We start from the raw sequence: 18,827 nt of genomic DNA on the forward strand, positions 1-18,827 counted from the left end.
CTGGCAACCCCGAAGTGGCACGAATTTCACGTTTGCCGGTGAAGCGCCCTCCCCGCACGGACAGCGCGCCCGGACAGGAAATCTCCTCACATAAATTGGGGGCCGGCTCTCAGGTGAGAACCGGCCCCCGAATTTTGTCTCGCTCCGAAGAACGAAAGGCTTACTTGGTGATCTTCGAAACCACGCCCGAGCCGACGGTGCGGCCGCCTTCGCGGATTGCGAAGCGCAGACCTTCGTCCATAGCGATCGGTGCGATCAGCTTAACGCCGATGGTCACGTTGTCGCCAGGCATAACCATCTCGGTGCCTTCAGGAAGGATCACTTCGCCGGTCACGTCGGTGGTGCGGAAGTAGAACTGCGGGCGGTAGTTGGCGAAGAACGGCGTGTGACGGCCACCTTCGTCCTTCGACAGCACGTAGACTTCTGCGCTGAATTCGGTGTGCGGATTAACCGAACCCGGCTTCGCGAGAACCTGACCACGCTCAACTTCTTCACGGCCAACGCCGCGGATCAGTGCGCCAACATTGTCGCCAGCTTCACCGCGATCAAGCAGCTTGCGGAACATTTCAACGCCGGTGACGGTCGTCTTGGTGGTGTCCTTGATGCCGACGATTTCAACTTCGTCGCCAACATTCACAACGCCGGTTTCGATACGGCCGGTAACAACCGTACCGCGACCCGAGATCGAGAACACGTCTTCGATCGGCATCAGGAAGTCTTTGTCGACCGGACGATCGGGCTGCGGGATGTTGGCGTCAACCGCATCCATCAGTTCGCGGATCGAGTTTTCGCCGATGGCTTCGTCGCGGCCTTCAAGAGCGGCCAGAGCCGAACCCTTGACGATAGCGATGTCGTCACCGTCAAAACCGTATTCGGTCAGAAGTTCGCGGACTTCCAGTTCGACGAGTTCGAGGATTTCCTCGTCGTCAACCTGGTCAACCTTGTTCATGTAAACGACCAGAGCCGGAACGCCGACCTGACGGGCAAGCAGGATGTGCTCGCGGGTCTGCGGCATGGGGCCGTCAGCTGCGTTCACAACCAGGATAGCGCCGTCCATCTGCGCCGCGCCGGTGATCATGTTCTTCACATAGTCAGCGTGGCCCGGGCAATCGACGTGTGCATAGTGACGTGCGTCGGTTTCATATTCGACGTGTGCGGTCGAAATGGTGATGCCGCGCTCGCGCTCTTCAGGAGCTTTGTCGATGTTTGCGAAATCAACAGCCGAACCCAGAACCTTGGTGATAGCCGCGGTCAGGGTGGTCTTGCCATGGTCAACGTGACCGATGGTGCCGACGTTTACGTGCGGCTTGTTACGCTCAAATTTTTCCTTCGCCATTTCTCAATTTACCTTCTGTCAGATTTGAATTTCGTGCGGGAGAAAAGGCGGGCCCGCTGAATCAGGCGCCGCCCCTAGCTTGTGCAGCCTGCTTAGGCAAGCTTCTCCTTGACCTCTTGCGCCACTGCCTGCGGCACTTCGTCGTAATGCGAGAACTGCATCGTGTATTGTGCGCGGCCCTGACTGAACGAGCGAAGCTCATTCACGTAACCGAACATATTCGCGAGCGGGACCATGGCTTCGACCGCCTGGGCATTGCCCCGGGAGTCTGTGCCCTGGATCTGGCCACGACGGCTGTTAAGGTCGCCGATGACGTCGCCGAGATAGTCCTCGGGGGTCACAACTTCAACCTTCATCACCGGCTCCAGCAGCTTGATACCGCCACGTTCAGCCGCTTCACGCATGGCGCCTTTACCGCAGATTTCGAACGCCACGGTGGACGAGTCGACATCGTGGTAAGCACCATCGGTCAGGTGGACCGTGAAGTCGATAATCGGGAAGCCGATGAGATAGCCGCTGTCGGCCTGCTCACGAATACCCTTTTCAAGCGACGGGATATATTCCTTCGGAATGTTACCGCCCTTGATGCTGTCTTCGAACACGATGCCCTGACCGCGCTCACCCGGAGTGAAGGTCGCCTTGGCGCGGGCAAATTGCCCGGTACCGCCCGACTGCTTCTTATGGGTGTAATCGACGTTGATCTCACGGCCGAGCGATTCACGGTAAGCCACCTGCGGCGCACCGACATTCGCTTCGACCTTGAACTCGCGCTTCATACGATCGACGAGAATGTCGAGGTGAAGCTCGCCCATACCCTTGATGATCGTCTGACCGCTTTCGTGATCGGTTGTGACGCGGAAGCTGGGATCCTCGGCAGCAAGACGATTAAGCGCAACGCCCATCTTTTCCTGGTCAGCCTTGGTCTTGGGCTCAACGGAAAGCTCGATCACGGGATCGGGGAATTCCATCCGCTCAAGGATGATCGGATTGGCTGGGTCACAAAGCGTGTCACCAGTGGTGGTCGCCTTCATTCCGGCCAGTGCAACGATGTCTCCCGCCCATGCTTCTTCGATGTCCTTACGGTCATTGGAGTGCATTTCGAGGATACGCCCGATCTTTTCCTTCTTGTCTTTGACCGAGTTCAGGACAGTGCCCTTCGCCAAATGACCAGAATAGATGCGCGTGAACGTGAGCGAGCCGACGAACGGATCGTTCATGACCTTGAACGCGAGCGCCGAGAACGGCACGTCATCGGCAGATGCGCGCGAATCTTCTTCGTCGCTGTCTGGCTTAACACCCTTAATCGCGTCCACGTCGAGCGGGCTCGGCATGTAGTCGACAACAGCGTCGAGCAGGGGCTGAACACCCTTGTTCTTGAACGCCGAGCCACACAGGACAGGAACGAAGCTCTGGTTGAGCGTGCCCTTGCGGATCAGCTTCTTGAGCGTGACAGCATCAGGCTCTTCGCCTTCGAGATACGCTTCCATAACGTCGTCGTCTTGCTCGACAGCAAGCTCGATCAGTTTCTCGCGGTACTCAGCGGCTTCATCGGCCATGTCAGCAGGGATATCGCCGTAGACATATTCCGCGCCGAGATCTTCGTTCTTCCAGGTGATCGAACGCTGGTTCACCAGATCGACCAGACCCGTCAGGCTCGCTTCGATGCCGATCGGCAGATACAGGACAGCCGGAGTTGCACCGAGACGCTCGATGATCGAGTTCACGCAGTATTTGAAGTCTGCGCCGGTGCGGTCGAGCTTGTTGATGAAGCACATCCGCGGAACTTTGTACTTGTCGGCCTGGCGCCACACGGTTTCGGACTGGGGTTCGACCCCGGCAACTCCGTCAAAGCAGGCGACCGCGCCGTCGAGCACGCGCAGCGAACGTTCGACTTCAATGGTGAAGTCAACGTGGCCCGGCGTATCGATGATATTGATCCGGTGTTCCGGCGTCTTGCGCAGCTCCTTGGGATCGCTCCGGGGATCCTTCGTCGCGTCTTCCGGGTTCCAGAAGCACGTGGTCGCAGCCGACGTAATGGTGATGCCGCGTTCCTGCTCCTGCTCCATCCAGTCCATCGTCGCCGCGCCATCATGCACTTCGCCGATCTTGTAGGACTTGCCGGTGTAATAGAGGATACGCTCGGTAGTCGTGGTTTTACCGGCATCGATGTGAGCCATGATGCCGATGTTACGATAACGCTCCAGCGGATAATCGCGGGCCATATCTAATTCCTTGAGGTTTTAAGGGGCAATCTAGTCGCGCCCCATATAGTTGCGATTGTGACAGCCCCAAGACGGATCACGGGGCTGTCCACAATCATCGAATTACCAGCGGTAGTGCGAGAACGCGCGGTTCGCGTCAGCCATGCGGTGCGTGTCTTCACGCTTCTTCACAGCGTTGCCGCGATTGTTGGCCGCATCCATCAGCTCACCCGAAAGGCGTGCGCTCATGGTCGTTTCAGGACGGCCGCGAGCCGCACCGATGAGCCAGCGAATAGCCAGCGCCTGAGCACGCTCGGGGCGAACCTCGACCGGCACCTGATAGGTCGCACCACCAACACGGCGGCTGCGGACCTCGACCTGCGGAGCAACATTGCCCAGCGCATCGTGGAACAGCTGAACCGGATCGGACTTGGCCTTGGCCTCAACCGTTTCAAGCGCGCTGTAAACGATACCTTCTGCAACGGCTTTCTTACCGTCGAGCATCAGGTTGTTCATGAACTTCGAAAGAACCTGATCACCAAACTTGGGATCGGGCAGAATGACCCGTTTCTCGGGACGACGACGACGTGACATACTCTGTCTCCAAAATCTCTAACTCGTCTCCCCGGACTTGATCCGGGGTCCCGCTTCTTTTCAAATCCCGGCTCTGCGCCAGAAGTAAGCGGGTTCCCGGATCAAGTCCGGGATGACGGAAAACGGGTTACTTCGGACGCTTGGCGCCGTACTTCGAGCGGGACTGCTTGCGGTCCTTGACACCCTGCGTATCCAGCACGCCGCGAAGGACGTGGTAGCGGACGCCGGGAAGGTCGCGAACACGGCCGCCGCGGATGAGCACAACCGAGTGCTCCTGCAGGTTGTGGCCTTCGCCCGGAATGTAGGAGATGACTTCGCGGCTGTTCGTCAGACGCACCTTGGCGACTTTACGAAGTGCGGAGTTCGGCTTCTTCGGGGTCGTCGTATAGACGCGCGTGCAAACACCGCGCTTCTGCGGGTTCTGCTCCATCGCAGGGACCTTGGACTTGGCCTTCTGCGGAGTGCGGCCCTTGCGGACCAGCTGGTTGATCGTCGGCATTAAGTTCTCACTTCACCATATGAATGATGACACCCTGACCGTTCACGATGTGGAGTGAGGCTTGCCCCGTCTCGTCACCCCGGACCTGATCCGGGGTCCCGCTTGAAGGAAACGCCGCGAAGCGTCCTTTCGAGCGAAAGACAGCACAAGCTGAAACACTCCACCCGAAATCGGCCACTCGGCCACCGGGTTACTTTGACGGCTGCCCTGCTCTCCCCACCTCCAGCGCGAGTCCCCCGCGAAGGCGGGACCTCATGCAGTCAGCGAAGAGCCAATAGAAAAGGCCTGGCTTTTCCAAATTCATGGAGACGCGAGGCCTGCGGGACGAACCGGCAATGTTCAGCTCTATTGTTCGAAGGTAGCGCCAGCGCGAAGCGAGCGTGACCATCGGATGGCGGCGCGCTTAGGGGAGTTGGGGGTGTGGGTCAAGGGTTTGCTATTCCCACCCATCACGCAAATCCTGCCTCCGACACATGGGGCAAGAGATTGGGAAAGTTCGACGCATCTCTCTTTCTGCCTCGAGCTCTTCTTCAGGCGTCAAGATTTCCGACTCGAACCTGTGACCGCAATTATTGCACCTCTTTCGCACTAAGATCGGCATCTTCTAGATTTACCCCTATGAACCGCTCGCCTTTGGAGATACGTCGATAGAATAGAGAACCTTCTTGTCTCGACCTTTTCCGTGAACCACTGCCCAGCGAGTATAAGAAACAGCTTCATTTTCGGCACATTCGCCCAGACCCGCCACAAGTTGCTCGCAGTGTCCATACCTTTGAATACCGGCCTGCGGAGTCGAGCGGATATACAAGCCACATGATTTTCTAACCAGCGCACCAGGAGGCGAACTGGTTAAGTCACGGCCTGGATTAGTATCAAGGTCCACTTCAAAGGATATATCTTTGATTATAATTCCCGCATGATTATGCGCTGCTCCGGATAGAAAGCTTGTAAAGCTATGATCTCCGTTAAGGAGAATAGCGGTTGGCGGCCCACCCGCGTCTGAGACGATGAAGTCATACTCATAGTTGTTCGTACCTAGCACCAACGAAAGGCATTCAGCTGAGGACAGCCGCGCCTTTGCAAAACTCGGGCTTATAAAAACCATTCAAACTAATCCTTGAGTGAGCGCATCAAGAGGGACCAGTAGAACTCCGATGCCCCCATTTGCGTCAGTTTTTGCTCTTCCCGACCTTGGAAAGCTGCGGCCATACCTGAAGGGACTAGGAACATTTCAATATTGTCAGACGAAACCGCGAGAGCCTCGTTGTATCCATTTGAATCGCTCGTTTCTCCGTGAATGAAAGCAATCCCCTGTCCAAGGTACTGCTGCCCACCCATGAAGATTGTGCACCGTGCTTCCGCGTTTCCATGCCTATAAATCGACGCGGTGAAGCGATTGGCATCAACACGACGGAAGTCACACTCAATTCCGTCGTTTCGCTTCTCTAACTCTTTAAGTGAGTTTTCAAAGAACCGTGCCATGTATTCGAAGGATTCAACTTTGAATCGATCTCGATCCCGCTCGCTAAATTCCTTTGCTACCCTTAAGTTACTCGATCGCGGCCTATCGATGGTTTCGCCGTTAACAAGTGTTTGAAGCCTGTCGGCTTTGAATTCAGGCTTCGGAGAAGGCGATAACTCCTTCGCTACTTTGCGAATGCTCTTCGAAATCTCAAGAAATGCAGAATCGCGATCAGGCCAACTTGTGACCGGCCTTCCATCTACAGGGGTTGCCTGAAGTTTTCCGAAGGGAGCTTCCTCCCATTCGCATGGCCTCAAAATTACAGGGATGACACGCAACGCGCCTTGCTCATGTAACTCCATGGCACGCAACATCTCTTTATCATAGCAGTAATCTGACGCGAGGAAGTCCGAGCTTACAAGAAGAAGTACGATGTTTGAAGATTCAATCTGCGAGTCTATTTCGCCACCAAATTCTGTTCCGGCACCAATTCTCCGATCATGCCACGCCTCAATCAACCCTTGTCGCTTCAGCATGGTCAATTGAACTTCAAGTTGATCTCGCAAGTCCTCATCTTTGTGCGAATAAGAAAAGAAAACTCTAACCATACGTGACTCCATGTTCCGCACCATAGATTAAGTTGGCACGGAAGAGAACATATCGTGACCAGGTTTCCACAAGATGCGGCATCTGACATTTTCCTACACACCAAAATTCTGCTTAATCCCCCAGTCCTTTGTTTGTTTCGCCCTCAAGCGCCGGGCGCGCCGCGTCCGCGTCGCTTGGCTTTCCTCGCATAAGCTCGGGCGGCCGGTCGGCCTTGCGGTCGGCTAACGCCGCCCGAGCCCCCAAGAAAAGGACCGCCCAATGAACCCGCACAACCCTGCCCAGCCCCTTCCGCGCAAACGCCCGATCCTTGGCTGCTGTGCGCCATCGGACGAGCGCTACATGCCTCGCTATATGCTCGACTGGCTTGGCCATATTCAGGCCGGGCGGATCGGCAATAATCCTCCCACCCCTCCCGAAGTAGCCGCCCGCCGCGCGCGGAATGAGGCGGTGCTCAGGGGGTATGGGCGGTGTCGGTGAGTTGTTTGGTGCACGCCACGGGCGATGGTGAGTGGTTCCGTTTTTTTGTTTGCGCCCTCAGACGCCGGGCGCAGCGCCTCCGCGCTGCTTGGCTTCGCCGCAGGGGCGGCGGCGCGCAGTCGCGCGCTGGCTCGCCTTTGGCTCGCGACCATTCCAAGCCATCGACTTTGCGCCCAGACGCTTGGTGACACCCATCAACCTCGCGCCCCGAAACTTGGTGCCTGCTAGAGAGTTAGCGCCCTGATGCTTGGCGCTCCTCCGATGGCTTGGAATGGTTCGGTGCGCGCCTAGCGCACCGCGAGCGCACGCGCGCGAGCCGCAGCGGGTCCGCAGCGAAGCGGAGGACGTCTAGCGAGGACGAAGGCGCGGAGGCGCCTTCGAAAAACAAAAAACTCTCGCGGAAACACAGAACTGCGCTTGAGGCCCAACAAAAAACTCCGCGGACGCTTGGTCCTACCTCTCATCCCCCTCCCCCAAGGAATCCCCCCATGACCGCCACCATCAAACGCGCCATCCCCCGCCAGGCCACCAGCGCCGTCGCGCATCGCGCTGAGCCGCCCTCGCCTGACGATCCGCTGCTCGGCTTCGAGCCGGTTCCGCACAAGGCTCCGCGCCGCAACTCGATCACCGCTGACCTCCAGCGCGCCTTTATCGCGCATCTTGCCGCAACCGGCATCGTCTCGGAGGCGGCTCGGCATATCGGCAAGAGCATGGAGGCGATCTACAAGCTGCGCCAGCGGCCCGGAGCGGAGGCCTTTCGCGGCGCTTGGGATGCGGCGCTGGATCGCGGGGTGGCGCGGCTTGAGGCGGGGGCGCTGGCGCGGGCGATCGAGGGGGAGGAGCGCATGGTCGTCTCCGCCGGCAAGCTGATCGGCACAGAGCTGCGTCATAATGAGGGGCTGGTGATGTTCTTCCTCAAGAACCGCCTGCCGGACCGCTATGGCAAGCGCGCGCAGGAGGCGGCGTTCGAGCCCGGCAATCCGGCTTTCGATGCGCTGGTGGAGAGCCTTCGCGCGCAGTGGGAGGAGGAGAAGTATCAGGAGCGGCACTCGCCTGCGAACTGCGAGGCGAATTACAAGTTCTTCGGAGAGCTGCGCGAACGCTGGCGGCGCGAATGGGAAATCGAGCGCGAGGCCAAGGAGCGCGAGGCGCGGGCGTTAGGCCTTCCACTCGCGGGCGAGTAGGCCGTAGAGATAGACGTCGCATACGCCTGCATGGGTCGTCTCGTGCTCGCGCAGATGGGCTTCGCGGGTGAAGCCGAGGCGTTCGAGCAGGCGGACAGAGGCGGTGTTGCGGGCGTCGACTTCGGCGGTGATTTTGCGCGCGCCGGTCTCGAAACGGTGGGCGATCAAGGCGGCGGTGCATTCGCGCGCAACGCCTGTCCCTTGCGCGTCCTTGCAGGTGATGTAGCCGATCTCCTCGACGCCTTCCTCATGCGCGGTGTGGGCCACGAAACGCCCCGCAACCGAGCCGTCCGCGCGTTCGGCAATCCATGTGAGGCCGGGCCATGCCGGATCGGTGAGCCAGCCGCACAGCTCCTCATGTGAGGTGAAAGCGGGCCGCGTGAGATAGAGGCACTGCGCCTCGTCAGAGAGCGTCGGGTAAAGCGCGGCAATGTCCGCATCGCGCAAGGACCGCATTGTGAAGCGCTCGGTGCGGAGGGTCGTTACCTCACGCACCAGTAAGGAACTCAACCAGCGCCTTCACCTTCTTGGAGCGCCATTGCGGGATCGGGGCGACCAGCCAGTAAGCGCGCTGGCTCTCCGCCGGATCGTCGAGCGCCTTCAACTGCCCTCGTTCGATAGCGCCCTCGACCAGCGGCAGCGGGAGCACGGTCTTGCCCATCCCCGCAAGCGCGCTGGAGAGCGCTTGGCCCGCGCTGCCGGCCTTGATGCAGGGGCGCGTGCCTTCAGGCAGAGCGGCGCCGGGCCAGTCGATCCACGCCTCGCGCGCGCCTTCTGCCTCGACCGTCACACGGCGCGCTTCGGCGAGTTGCACGCCTTGCAGCTCGCCCGGCCCGTCAACCAGCCGGATCGCGAGGTCGAGATTGGCCTCGGTGAAGTCCGCATCCTCATTGCCGACGATCGAATAGACGACACCGCCGATTTCCTTCGGCGTGCCCGCCTGAAACTCGGCCAGACGCGGCGCAAGCCATTCGGCGTAGAATTCGCGCGGCGCAGCAATCGTGTAGCGATCACTCGCCTGCCCCGCCTGCATCGCGGCGACGCTCTCTTCAAAGCGCAGGAAGCCTTCACGCAGCGGATCAAGCCCCGCCTCACCCTCGGGCGTCAGCTCCAGCCCTTTCGAGGTGCGGCGGAACAGCACCACGCCAAGGTGATCCTCCAGCGCGCGGATCTGCTGGCCGACAGCGGCAGGCGTAACCGCCAGCTCGTCCGCCGCGCGGGTGAAGGACAGGTGCCTCGCCGCCGCGTCATAGACGCGCAGGGCATTCAAAGGGAGATGTGTGCGTTTCACGCCACGCGACTTAGGAGCGCGCGCGCCTCATCGCAAGGTGAACTAAGCTTGCCGCGCGCAAAGCGAAACTTATGTGCGTGATTGTCCGTCGGCGGTTTCAGGCGCTGCCAGCGGAAAGAACGGAATGCGCACTTCGAGCGGCGATCCATCAGCCTTGTGGAAGGTATAGAACCCCTCCATCGAGCCATGCTGCGTCGTCAGCGGACAGCCCGAGACGTAATCATGGCTCTCGCCCGGTTCGAGCCGCGGCTGTTCACCCACAACCCCTTCGCCATCGACATGGTTCACCATCCCGCGCCCGTCGGTAATCCGCCAATGGCGGGTGCGCAACTGGATCGCCTCGTGCGTGCCGTTTTCGATCCGGATGTGATACACCCAGAACCACTTGCCCGCCTCGGGCTGCGATTGTTCAGGAAGGAAATTGACCGCAACCCGGACGGTGACGCCCTCGGTGATCGCAGCATGTTGGAACAGCTCTTTCATACGATTCCCAACCTAATGATTCCTGCCCGCGCTACAAGTCATTCAACGCGGTTAACCCCTTTTTGTATCCCTAAAGTTTACAAGTTTTCGCAAAAAAACACCACCGCGCGCAGCCGCTCCAACCATCCGCGCGGCGTTAACGATTGGATTCTCTCGCTAATTAACCAAGCACAGAATCAAGTCTAATCTTGTGGTTTTACTACGGATCAGCACCGCTTTTGCTGACAAGCACGGGTTTTGTACTGCTTTGGTCGCAGCACATGCCTGCTTCATATCCCCTCCAGCCTCAGCGGCGCATAGGGGCCGAGCGCGAGTTGCTCGAATGCGCCCATGCCCTGTGCATCGCCATCGACGCGGCAGAGGATCTGGACGTGGCGATTGTCGATCTGGGCTGGGTCGAGATCGGCGAGCACATATTGCTCGCGCTCGATTTTCAGCGGGCCGTGATGGAGGCCGTGGCCCCATGTCGGGTGGGTGTAGCCAAGGCCCTTCATCTGGAACCGCTGGACCGGAGTTAGGGTCAGCGAGCGCGGCGCGCCCGGCGCGTCAATCTCGAGCGTGCCGCCAGCGGGCCAGCGCGTGCCGTCTTGCAGAGTGCTGGTGAGCGTGCCTTCGCCCTCGTGCAGTTCGCCCTTCCCTGCGCCTTCTTCTGCCCAGGCGGCGCGGGTGTTCCACGCTTGCCCCTGCCCGTCCGCGTTGACGTGGAAGAACAGCGAGCCGCTATCGAGGTTGAGCGGGGTCCATTGCCAGAAGAATTGCGGCGCTGCGTGGCCCGGCATGGTCTGCTGATCGCGCGCGCCGATGGGCCTCACGCCCCAGCTGCGGTCGCGCGTGCCGATAGTGCCTGCCGCCATCTCGCGGCGATCACCATCGATCGAAATCCACCCCGAATAGCGCCCGTTCTGGGTCATGCGGGTGTAATCCATGAAAGCGCGCGGGCCGATCCGGTGGATGAAGCGCGGCTCGGCAATCGGGAAGGCTCTGCCGGTGAAGATGAAATCGGCGGCGATGCCTTCGCAGTCCTCAACCGTGACCTTGAGCGCGTTCAGCGGTTCGAGCACTTCGATTGTGATCGGGCCAACGCGCATGCTCATCCGCTCCATCCCCAGCTCGGTGCTGACGTGGAGCGAGTGCTGCACCCCGTCCCGGATAAAGCTGAAATGCGCATCCGCAATGTCGAGATGCGGATAGACGCCGAATGCGAGCGCGAAAAACCCCGATCCATCAGGCGCGTAGCCGTTGAAGAAATAGCGGTCGTAGAAATTGCGATCGGTGCCCGCAAAGGCAATCGGCTCGGGCGTCTGGTGGATCGGATATTCATCCGCATGCGAAAGCGTCATTCAGCCTGCCTCCTTAAGAGCGCCGATGGAATCGTGTTCGAGCGCCAGCGCGCAGCCGCCCCGGGCCATGGAGAGGAAGTTCGCGTCCCCCCGCTCGGTCCGCTCGACAAAGGCGGCGCTGAAGACGGCGGTGGTGACCCCGTGCAACGCGCCGCGCCGGTAGTCGTCCCAGATGTCTGCGCGGGTGAGCGGAACGCCGCGAGCGCTCATTTCGTCGCAATAAAGGTCGAGCAGTTCGTCCTCATGCGCCCGGCGTAGCGCGTCGCCGATCCCGGTGCCGAGGAAATAGCCGATATCGTGCATGGCATTGCCCGCGCTTACCGTCTGCCAGTCGAGCACCGCGATAGGCTCAGCCCCGCCGCGAATGTCGAACAGCATATTGTCGAGCCGGAAGTCGCCATGGGTGAGGCATTGCGGCGGCTTCTCGCGCGAGGAGAACAGTTCGGGCATCGCAGCAATCTGTTCGCACAGCGCCATGAATTCCGGCTCGAGGACGTCAGAATAGCGCTTGGCGAACTCCGCCTGCGCTTGCGGATAGAGCGCTCTGATCTGCGCGGTTACGGCGGGCGGTGTGCGCAGCCATTCCGCGCCGATCACTGCCTCGTTATGCCAGCTCGGCGCGTGGAAAGCCGCCGCCTGCCGGATCGCGGCGCGCGCGTCTTCGATGGAGCAGCTATCGAGCTGATTGCCGCCGCGCGCAGGGCCGAGATCTTCGAACAGCAGCACGAACTCGCCGCCATCCTCGCTGACTTCGGCGGCAAAGGTCTGCGGCACGCGCACCCCCAGATGCGGAGCGATGTCGGCGTAGAAGCGCACTTCCTTGGCGTAGAGGCCGAGCATGGCGGCGGTGGCGCGGCTCTTGGCATCGGCGGCGGGGAACTTTGCCGCGAGTGTTGATGCGCTGCCGTCGGCGTGGGTGCAGTGGAAGCGCACGCTATCGCCGACCTGGCCGGTGCCGATGGGCTCCCAGCGCGTGTCTGTGATCGCGCTCGCTGGACTTGCCGCGGCGCTCAGCCAGTCGGGCGTGACGTGGTCGGGATGAGTGGGAAAACCGCTCACGCGCCCTACCCCTTGGCCAGCTCGTCCTCGACCTGATCGAGCCGTTCCTTGCCGAAGAACATCTCGGTTTCGCCCCCTTTTGGGCCCACGAACATCGTCGGGATGCCAAACGCACCGCGCGCGACCGCGTGATCGGTGTTGGCGATCAGCCCCTGCTTGACCTCATCGCTCTGCGAACGCGCGAACAGGTCTTGCGGATCGAAACCTGCCGCCGCCACCGCTGCGCCGAGAGTGGCGGGATCGGTGATGTCGATGCCCTCCTCCCAGATCGCGGGCAGCAGCCCCTCGACAAATTGCACCGCGCGCCCGTCCTGATCGGCGGCAAAGCACATGCGCTGCAAGGTGATCGAGTTAAACGGGAATTGCGGGTGGAGCTTGTACTTCGACAGCTGGTGCTTTGCGATAAAGCGCCGCATCTCCAGCATCGAATATTCGACCTTGCCCTTCACATCGGCGTCGCGGATCATCGGCGGAGCGTTGCCGGTAAGCTTGTGCATCCCGCCCAGAAACACCGGCGTCACATCCAGCTCTGCCCCTGTGCGCTTGAGAAGGTCGCGCAGCGGCCACCAGATCAGATAGGCATTGGGGCTGACGAAATCGAAAATCAGCTCGACGCGGTTTGCCATGTGTTGTCTCTCCCTTTGGCGAGTTTGGTTGCATGGAGAAACCGAGATGGCAAGGCGGCAGATCGCGCGAGGAGCGAAAAGCGGGCTGAGTTTCTTCATGCCAATGGCAGGTTTGATCGACATGCGAGAAAAAACAAACAGTCCGCTTGCGACCCATCATCGGACATCCAACATTGGTGCCAAACGCTGCGATGATTATAGCAGAGATTCAGGCAGTAGCTTCTGGAATCCAACTGCCGTGGAAGGTGACCGGTAACCTCTGCGGTAGTTTGATCTCAGCCAGCGGTCCTTTCTTCACGTTTTGCGCATCGAAAATCGCCGCCTTTGCGGTCCGCTTGGCGACATTGGTCGCTGTTGCGAGAATATAGCCCTCTCCCTCGCCTGCATCTTCGTCATGGGGTACGAACACGGCCTCGCTCGTGGCTGCGCCCTTGCCGAAACTCCATTCCTGCGTTCGGCCGTTGCCATCATAGACGATGATGCCAGTATCGCCGGTGAAGCGGAACAGTTCGGTCGTGACGCTGAACCCGTTCTTGCGGCCCCAATACCGGTCGTCGATGCGCCCAAATTCCTGCGCGCGGGGATCAATCAATTCCTCTGTCATTGCGCCTGTATCAAGGTCCATTGTCCAGCGATAGAGCTGCGGGATCGCCATGTCGCCTGGGCCCGTGCTGTCACTTGCGAACATACTGTCGCGCCGGATCACGTCGCAGTGAACTTTTGCAATTGAACCGTCTTCGCCGCGTTCTTCCCACGCATTGACGGCGTGAAAGATGAAAGCCTCCGGTGCGTCGAACCAGTGCACACTTGCGTCTTCAGCATCAAGGCGACGAAGACCCACCTTTGCTTCATAGCCCGGCGTCCATTTGTAGGGCGCTTTTGAGCCTCGCTTGGCCGCTTCGACATCAAACAGCAGGGGTAGATCCCATATGATCGCGAAGGTTTCAGTCGCTGCAAAGTCATGGATCATGATGGCGCTGCCAAGAGCGATCCTGTTCTTGCGCAGCGGTGTGCCGTCCGGGGCGATCACATAGTGTGTGACGCTCGGATCAGCATCGTTGTCGTATCCGATAGCATGCATCTCGCCGGTCTTCGGATCGACGTGAGGGTGCGCGGAAAAGCCGGTATCGATAAAGCCCGAAAAGTCCTCTCTCCCAAGCGTCTCCAGATCTTCGTTGACCTTGTATGGGATTGCGGTTTCGGTGAGGGCATAGAGCGACCCGGCGAACGGGAAGATATGCGTGTTCGCAACATCAGTGTTCTCAATAGGATCGAGATCAGTGTGTTCACCAAGCTTGCGGGCAACGGGTTCGGTGCGCACCCAACGATTGCGATAGGTCTGCGCGCGGCCATTTTTTAGCGTGAGCGTATGCACCATCCCCTCGCCATTGAAGAGATTGTGGTCGGGAGGAACTTCACCGATCGGATTGGGGCCTATCCGAGCAAGTATACCGTTCAGGTCGGACGGTATGGAGCCTTCGACCTCCAGATCAAAAGCTTCGATCTCGTTCAGGACAGGCTCGTAAGCACCTTGAACCCAGGGACTAGTAGGCATGATAACTCCTATAACAGCGTTATACTATTGCCAATAACAGTGTTATATCTGTACGGCAAGGGCCATGACTGAAACCACAAATCAACGCTCACGGATTCTGGAAGCCGCCCAGGGCATCCTTCGCAAAGACGGGGTCGAGGCACTCTCAGTCCGCAACATCGCCAAGCGCGCAGGTCTTTCCACGATGGGCGTCTACAGCTATTTCGGTGGGAAGGATCAGGTCTGCGAAGAGCTCTACATTGCCGGTTTTCGCGACTTGGCCACGGCCGTGGCAAGAGCCCGGACCGACGAAGACCCTGAGGCCGTGGTTGTGGAGTCCACAAGAAACTACCTGGAATTCTACCAGCACAACGAGAACCGATACGCGCTGATGTTTGGAATGGGCGCTTCTGACTACACCCCCGGAGAAACCGCAAAGCGAGCTGCGCGTGAGAGCTTTGAGGTGGCTATCAGCCTGGTTCAGCCTCTAACCGAATATCTCAATACTACGTCCGAGGCAGAGCGTCTTGCGCTCCAAATCTGGGCAAGCACCCACGGTTTCATAGCTATCAAGCCCCACGCGTCAGGCATCGATGAAGGCGTATGGCAGGAACTAGTAATTGAAAGCACACGGCAGCTCATTCGCGGGCAAGCAATCGGCTGAAAATTGTGCCTACTAAGTCCGCTCCCACCTCCAACCCAAGACATAGGGCACAATTCGGCGCGCAGCTTTTATCGGTCGCCTGCCAACTCAATCGCGGCCATTTGTGAAGCCCCCTTACGAGGCCTTCATCGGGGCCAGACCCAGCTCGATCCCGGTGCGGTCTTCCAAACCGAAGCGGTCGAACAGGTCCGCGCTTGCAGCATTCAGCCCGACCACGCGCGTGTGGCGGCCATTGCGGCGCATCCGGTCGATCACTTTCTCAAGCGCTCCGATTGCGGAGATGTCCCAGAAATGCGCGCGGCTTACGTCGATCACGACATGGTGTGCGGCGTCCTCATACTGGCTCTCCGGCCCGAGCGCGTCCTTGAATTTGTCGACGCTGGCGAAGAAGATCTCGCCGGTGACGACATAGACCGCGCTGTGTTCGCGGCGGATACGCTCCACGGTGAACAGGGTGCGCACCTTGTTGGCGAAGAAGATGCCCGACAGCAGCACGCCGACCAGCACGCCGAGCGCGAGATCGTGGGTCCAGACCACCACCACTACGGTCGCGATCATCACGACCGAGCTGGAAGACGGATGACGGCGCAGATTGGGGATCGAGTTCCAGCTGAACGTCCCGATGCTGACCATGATCATCACCGCGACCAAAGCAGGCATCGGCACCTGCCCGACATAGGGCCCAAGCACGGTGAGCAGGAACAGCAGGAACGCGCCTGCGGTAAAGGTCGAAAGCCGCCCGCGGCCTCCGCTCGCGACGTTGATGACCGACTGGCCGATCATCGCGCAGCCGCCCATTCCGCCGAAACAGGCCGCAACGACATTGGCGATGCCCTGTCCGGCGCTCTCGCGGCGTTTGTTGCTGTCGGTGTGGGTCATGTCGTCGACGATCTGCGCGGTGAGCAGGCTTTCCAGCAGGCCGACTGCGGCCATGGTCGCGGAGAATGGCGCGATGATCCGCAGGGTTTCCCAAGTGAGCGGTACGTTGGGCAGCGCGAATGTTGGCAGTCCATCAGGCAGTGTGCCTTCTCCGGCCACATTGTTGACCGGCAGGCCCCAGTAGATCGTCGCCGCCGTCAGCAGCACAATTGCGACCAGCGGGCTCGGCACAACCTTGGTGATGCGCGGAAAGCCGTAAATGATCGCAAGGCCGCCCAGAACCATCGCCCAGGTCCACGGGCCGACGCCCTCGTTACCCGGCATAAGCTGCGGGATCTGCGCCATGAAGATGAGGATCGCGAGCGCGTTGACAAAGCCGGTGATGACGCTGCGGCTGACGAATTGCATCAACAGGTCAAGCCGCAGCAAAGCCGCGATCCCTTGGAAAATGCCCATCAGGATAGTCGCGGCAAACAGGTATTCCACCCCGTAATCGCGCACCAGCGGGATCACGACGACCGCCACCGCAGCTGTCGCGGCAGAGATCATCCCCGGACGCCCGCCGGTGAGCGCAATCACCATCGCAATCGCGACGCTGGCATAAAGCCCGACGCTGGGATCAACCCCCGCAATCAACGCAAAGCCGATCGCTTCGGGGATCAGCGCGAGCGCCACCACGATGCCCGCAAGAATGTCTGCGCGCGGCTGTGCGAGCCAATCGCGGCGTAGCGTGTCCGCAAAGGTGGCGGTCTGGGTCATGATCGGGCGTGTCCGGATTTTGTGTAAGCCGGAAAGCGCGCTGGCTCCGCCGGTCAAGATTGACCCGCGCCATAGGCTCCAATGCTGCATTGCACAACCGGCGAGGCACTTAGGAAGTGGTTAAACGCGCGTTAGCTTAACTCCCTGCCGCTTTTTTAGGCCTACCGCCGCTAGAGAGCACAAGTCATCGGCAACGATGGCACAAGAATGTCGTTCCAATCACCCCTATTCGAAGACCACTTGAACAGGTGTGTATGTGCTTAGAAGCCGGAGTGGCGGGTAAGGCCCGCTGCTCCGGTTTTTTGCTTTGAAGTAGACTGTCAGGCGCTCAGGCGGTTTTGGGAGCTCTGGAACCGCTGGCTTGGCGTCCGTTTATGGGGGGTGTGAGCGGACGTTGAGGGTGAGCCATTTGACAGCGGGACGAGATTGCAGCGATTACCAGAGACAAGTTCCAATTAGAATGACATCACGTCCGTGATGGCCTCAACGAACCGCAGAAGAAGGCGCTGCGGCTTGCCAACAACAAGATCGCGCTCAATGCGGTAAAGACTTTCCGGTTACAGCGCGAAAGAGCACCTAGCCTGGATTGACTTGGTGCCGTAAACCCGATTTATTACAAATCGAAATTCTTCAGGCGACGGCTACAGTCATTCGAGCCGAAGCCTTGAGTTTTATTTGGCGGGATTGCGCCTTGGGGGAGCAAAATTTATGAAATCGGTAATCTATGCGTGCGGCTCGATCATCGCCCTGGCGGTGGCGACACAGGGTCTGGCCCAGAATTCTTCGACCGTCACCCAGAACGGAACCGGCAATTCGGTCGATATTAGCCAGCAGAATGCCAATACATCGATCGTCACGCAGGTCGGTGATGCCAACACTGCCCAAGTCGTGCAGCAGATCGGAAGTGGCAACACATCAACAGTGACGCAGGATGGTGACGATCAGAACGTCGCAGATGTCTTACAATTCGGCAATAGCAGTACCGCGCAGATAACCCAGACGGGGGCGGCGCGCGGCGATATGGCGACCATCTTTCAGAACACAAGCGCAGCGGATAGTGACGCTGCCATCACCCAGTCCGGCGACGGCGTTGCAGGCGATCCGGCAAGCGCCAATATCGCAATCATCGACCAGAGCTTCGGAACCGGAAACAGTGGGACGATCGCACAGAGCGGGACCGGGAACTTCGCCACGGTTTTTCAATCCGGCAATGGCGTCCTGTCTGACAATCTCGCGGATGTGATCATGGGTGGTGTCGGAAACCAGGTATTCGTCGAACAGGTCGTACCGGGCAACTCGAGCCTGGTTGTTGTCGGCTCGGATCCGACTTCGACTGGTAATTCGGCCTCCAGCTTTTCGGCATCTAGCGACAGCATTTCGAACATTTTTCAGGAAGGCGATTCCAATACCGCGACTGTCATGCAGTTTGGTTCCAATAACGAAAGCCTGATCGACCAGGGCTTTGCTGGGAGCAGCGCGAACAACACGGCTGATGTTTCGCAATCGGGCACAGGCAATCTGAGTTTTGTCGACCAGGGGTTCAACGCCGCTGCAACCGGGAATTCGGCGACAGTCAACCAAACGGGCGGCAGCAATTTGTCGGCGATCGCCCAGGACGGCGATACCAATTCTGCAACGGTGACACAGGCCACCGACGGCAACGCCTCCTTCGTCACTCAAAGTGGTACCGGCAACACGATCTCCGTGAACCAGTAACGTCAGCGCGCTCAAACGTTTGCAAATTCGCCGGGTGGCTAAGCGGTCGTACGGCGTTTTTGCCATGGGGCAGGAGTGGTTCGACTGGACTTGATCACGGGCCGGACTATCCCG

General features: G+C 59.5%; 18 protein-coding genes. 3 read left to right on the forward strand and 15 right to left on the reverse strand.

The genetic code is table 11. From position 1 onward, the window contains the following. Window positions 1-160 precede the first annotated feature (160 nt). The 7 genes from tuf to Q0887_RS06270 form a co-directional block, all read right to left on the reverse strand. Window positions 161-1,336, reverse strand: coding sequence for an elongation factor Tu (gene tuf / locus Q0887_RS06240; protein ID WP_299193248.1), 1,176 nt, complete (start codon window positions 1,334-1,336; stop codon window positions 161-163). A gap of 92 nt (window positions 1,337-1,428) precedes the next feature. Beyond that, window positions 1,429-3,558: an elongation factor G gene (gene fusA / locus Q0887_RS06245; RefSeq protein ID WP_299193250.1), complete on the reverse strand. Its 2,130-nt coding sequence runs from the start codon at window positions 3,556-3,558 to the stop codon at window positions 1,429-1,431. 102 nt (window positions 3,559-3,660) lie between these two features. After that, the gene (rpsG, locus tag Q0887_RS06250; RefSeq protein WP_299193252.1) at window positions 3,661-4,131 is read right to left on the reverse strand and encodes a 30S ribosomal protein S7; all 471 of its coding nucleotides are present in this window, start codon (window positions 4,129-4,131) and stop codon (window positions 3,661-3,663) included. Window positions 4,132-4,258: 127 nt separating this feature from the next. Further along, window positions 4,259-4,630, reverse strand: coding sequence for a 30S ribosomal protein S12 (gene rpsL, locus Q0887_RS06255; protein ID WP_034954477.1), 372 nt, complete (start codon window positions 4,628-4,630; stop codon window positions 4,259-4,261). 616 nt (window positions 4,631-5,246) lie between these two features. Then, entirely contained in the window at window positions 5,247-5,735 is a 489-nt protein-coding gene (locus Q0887_RS06260; RefSeq protein WP_299193254.1) for a hypothetical protein, read from the reverse strand. 5 nt (window positions 5,736-5,740) lie between these two features. After that, window positions 5,741-6,700 (reverse strand): toll/interleukin-1 receptor domain-containing protein, encoded by a 960-nt coding sequence (locus Q0887_RS06265; RefSeq protein WP_299193256.1) that lies wholly within the window; start codon window positions 6,698-6,700, stop codon window positions 5,741-5,743. Between the two features lie 535 nt (window positions 6,701-7,235). Further along, a complete protein-coding gene (locus Q0887_RS06270; RefSeq protein WP_299193257.1) occupies window positions 7,236-7,373 on the reverse strand; it encodes a hypothetical protein in 138 nt (45 codons plus the stop codon). A 293-nt stretch (window positions 7,374-7,666) separates the two neighbouring features. Between Q0887_RS06270 and Q0887_RS06275 the strand changes: the two genes are divergently transcribed. Then, on the forward strand, window positions 7,667-8,362 hold the full coding sequence (locus Q0887_RS06275) for a hypothetical protein (RefSeq protein WP_299193259.1): 696 nt from the start codon (window positions 7,667-7,669) through the stop codon (window positions 8,360-8,362). Here the strand turns inward: Q0887_RS06275 and Q0887_RS06280 are convergent. The 7 genes from Q0887_RS06280 to Q0887_RS06310 all read right to left on the reverse strand — a co-directional run bounded on the left by Q0887_RS06280 (window position 8,336) and on the right by Q0887_RS06310 (window position 14,716). Beyond that, on the reverse strand, window positions 8,336-8,818 hold the full coding sequence (locus Q0887_RS06280) for a GNAT family protein (protein ID WP_299193261.1): 483 nt from the start codon (window positions 8,816-8,818) through the stop codon (window positions 8,336-8,338). The genes Q0887_RS06275 and Q0887_RS06280 overlap by 27 nt on opposite strands. Window positions 8,819-8,849: 31 nt before the next feature. Beyond that, window positions 8,850-9,653, reverse strand: a complete 804-nt coding sequence (locus Q0887_RS06285; RefSeq protein WP_299193262.1) for a LysR family transcriptional regulator — start codon at window positions 9,651-9,653, stop codon at window positions 8,850-8,852. A gap of 69 nt (window positions 9,654-9,722) precedes the next feature. Beyond that, entirely contained in the window at window positions 9,723-10,136 is a 414-nt protein-coding gene (gene apaG / locus Q0887_RS06290) for a Co2+/Mg2+ efflux protein ApaG (RefSeq protein ID WP_299193264.1), read from the reverse strand. Between the two features lie 269 nt (window positions 10,137-10,405). Further along, entirely contained in the window at window positions 10,406-11,476 is a 1,071-nt protein-coding gene (locus tag Q0887_RS06295; RefSeq protein WP_299193265.1) for a hypothetical protein, read from the reverse strand. Continuing rightward, complete coding sequence (locus Q0887_RS06300; RefSeq protein ID WP_299193267.1) at window positions 11,477-12,535, reverse strand: phosphotransferase; 1,059 nt, start codon at window positions 12,533-12,535, stop codon at window positions 11,477-11,479. It abuts the gene before it with no gap. Window positions 12,536-12,540: 5 nt separating this feature from the next. Next, entirely contained in the window at window positions 12,541-13,161 is a 621-nt protein-coding gene (locus tag Q0887_RS06305) for a 2-hydroxychromene-2-carboxylate isomerase (RefSeq protein ID WP_299193269.1), read from the reverse strand. Between the two features lie 208 nt (window positions 13,162-13,369). Continuing rightward, on the reverse strand, window positions 13,370-14,716 hold the full coding sequence (locus Q0887_RS06310; RefSeq protein ID WP_299193271.1) for a carotenoid oxygenase family protein: 1,347 nt from the start codon (window positions 14,714-14,716) through the stop codon (window positions 13,370-13,372). A 64-nt stretch (window positions 14,717-14,780) separates the two neighbouring features. Here Q0887_RS06310 and Q0887_RS06315 point away from each other — a divergent pair, with 64 nt between their 5' ends. Continuing rightward, window positions 14,781-15,359 carry a TetR/AcrR family transcriptional regulator gene (locus tag Q0887_RS06315; protein WP_299193273.1) on the forward strand — a complete coding sequence of 193 codons (579 nt, stop codon included), beginning with the start codon at window positions 14,781-14,783 and terminating at the stop codon, window positions 15,357-15,359. 114 nt (window positions 15,360-15,473) lie between these two features. Here the strand turns inward: Q0887_RS06315 and Q0887_RS06320 are convergent, their stop codons facing one another. Then, the gene (locus Q0887_RS06320; protein WP_299193275.1) at window positions 15,474-16,997 is read right to left on the reverse strand and encodes a SulP family inorganic anion transporter; all 1,524 of its coding nucleotides are present in this window, start codon (window positions 16,995-16,997) and stop codon (window positions 15,474-15,476) included. A 708-nt stretch (window positions 16,998-17,705) separates the two neighbouring features. Here Q0887_RS06320 and Q0887_RS06325 point away from each other — a divergent pair. After that, window positions 17,706-18,713, forward strand: coding sequence for a hypothetical protein (locus Q0887_RS06325; protein ID WP_299193277.1), 1,008 nt, complete (start codon window positions 17,706-17,708; stop codon window positions 18,711-18,713). The last annotated feature ends 114 nt before the right edge of the window (window positions 18,714-18,827 follow it).

The sequence above is a fragment of the uncultured Erythrobacter sp. genome (assembly GCF_947492365.1).
Lineage (GTDB): Bacteria > Pseudomonadota > Alphaproteobacteria > Sphingomonadales > Sphingomonadaceae > Erythrobacter.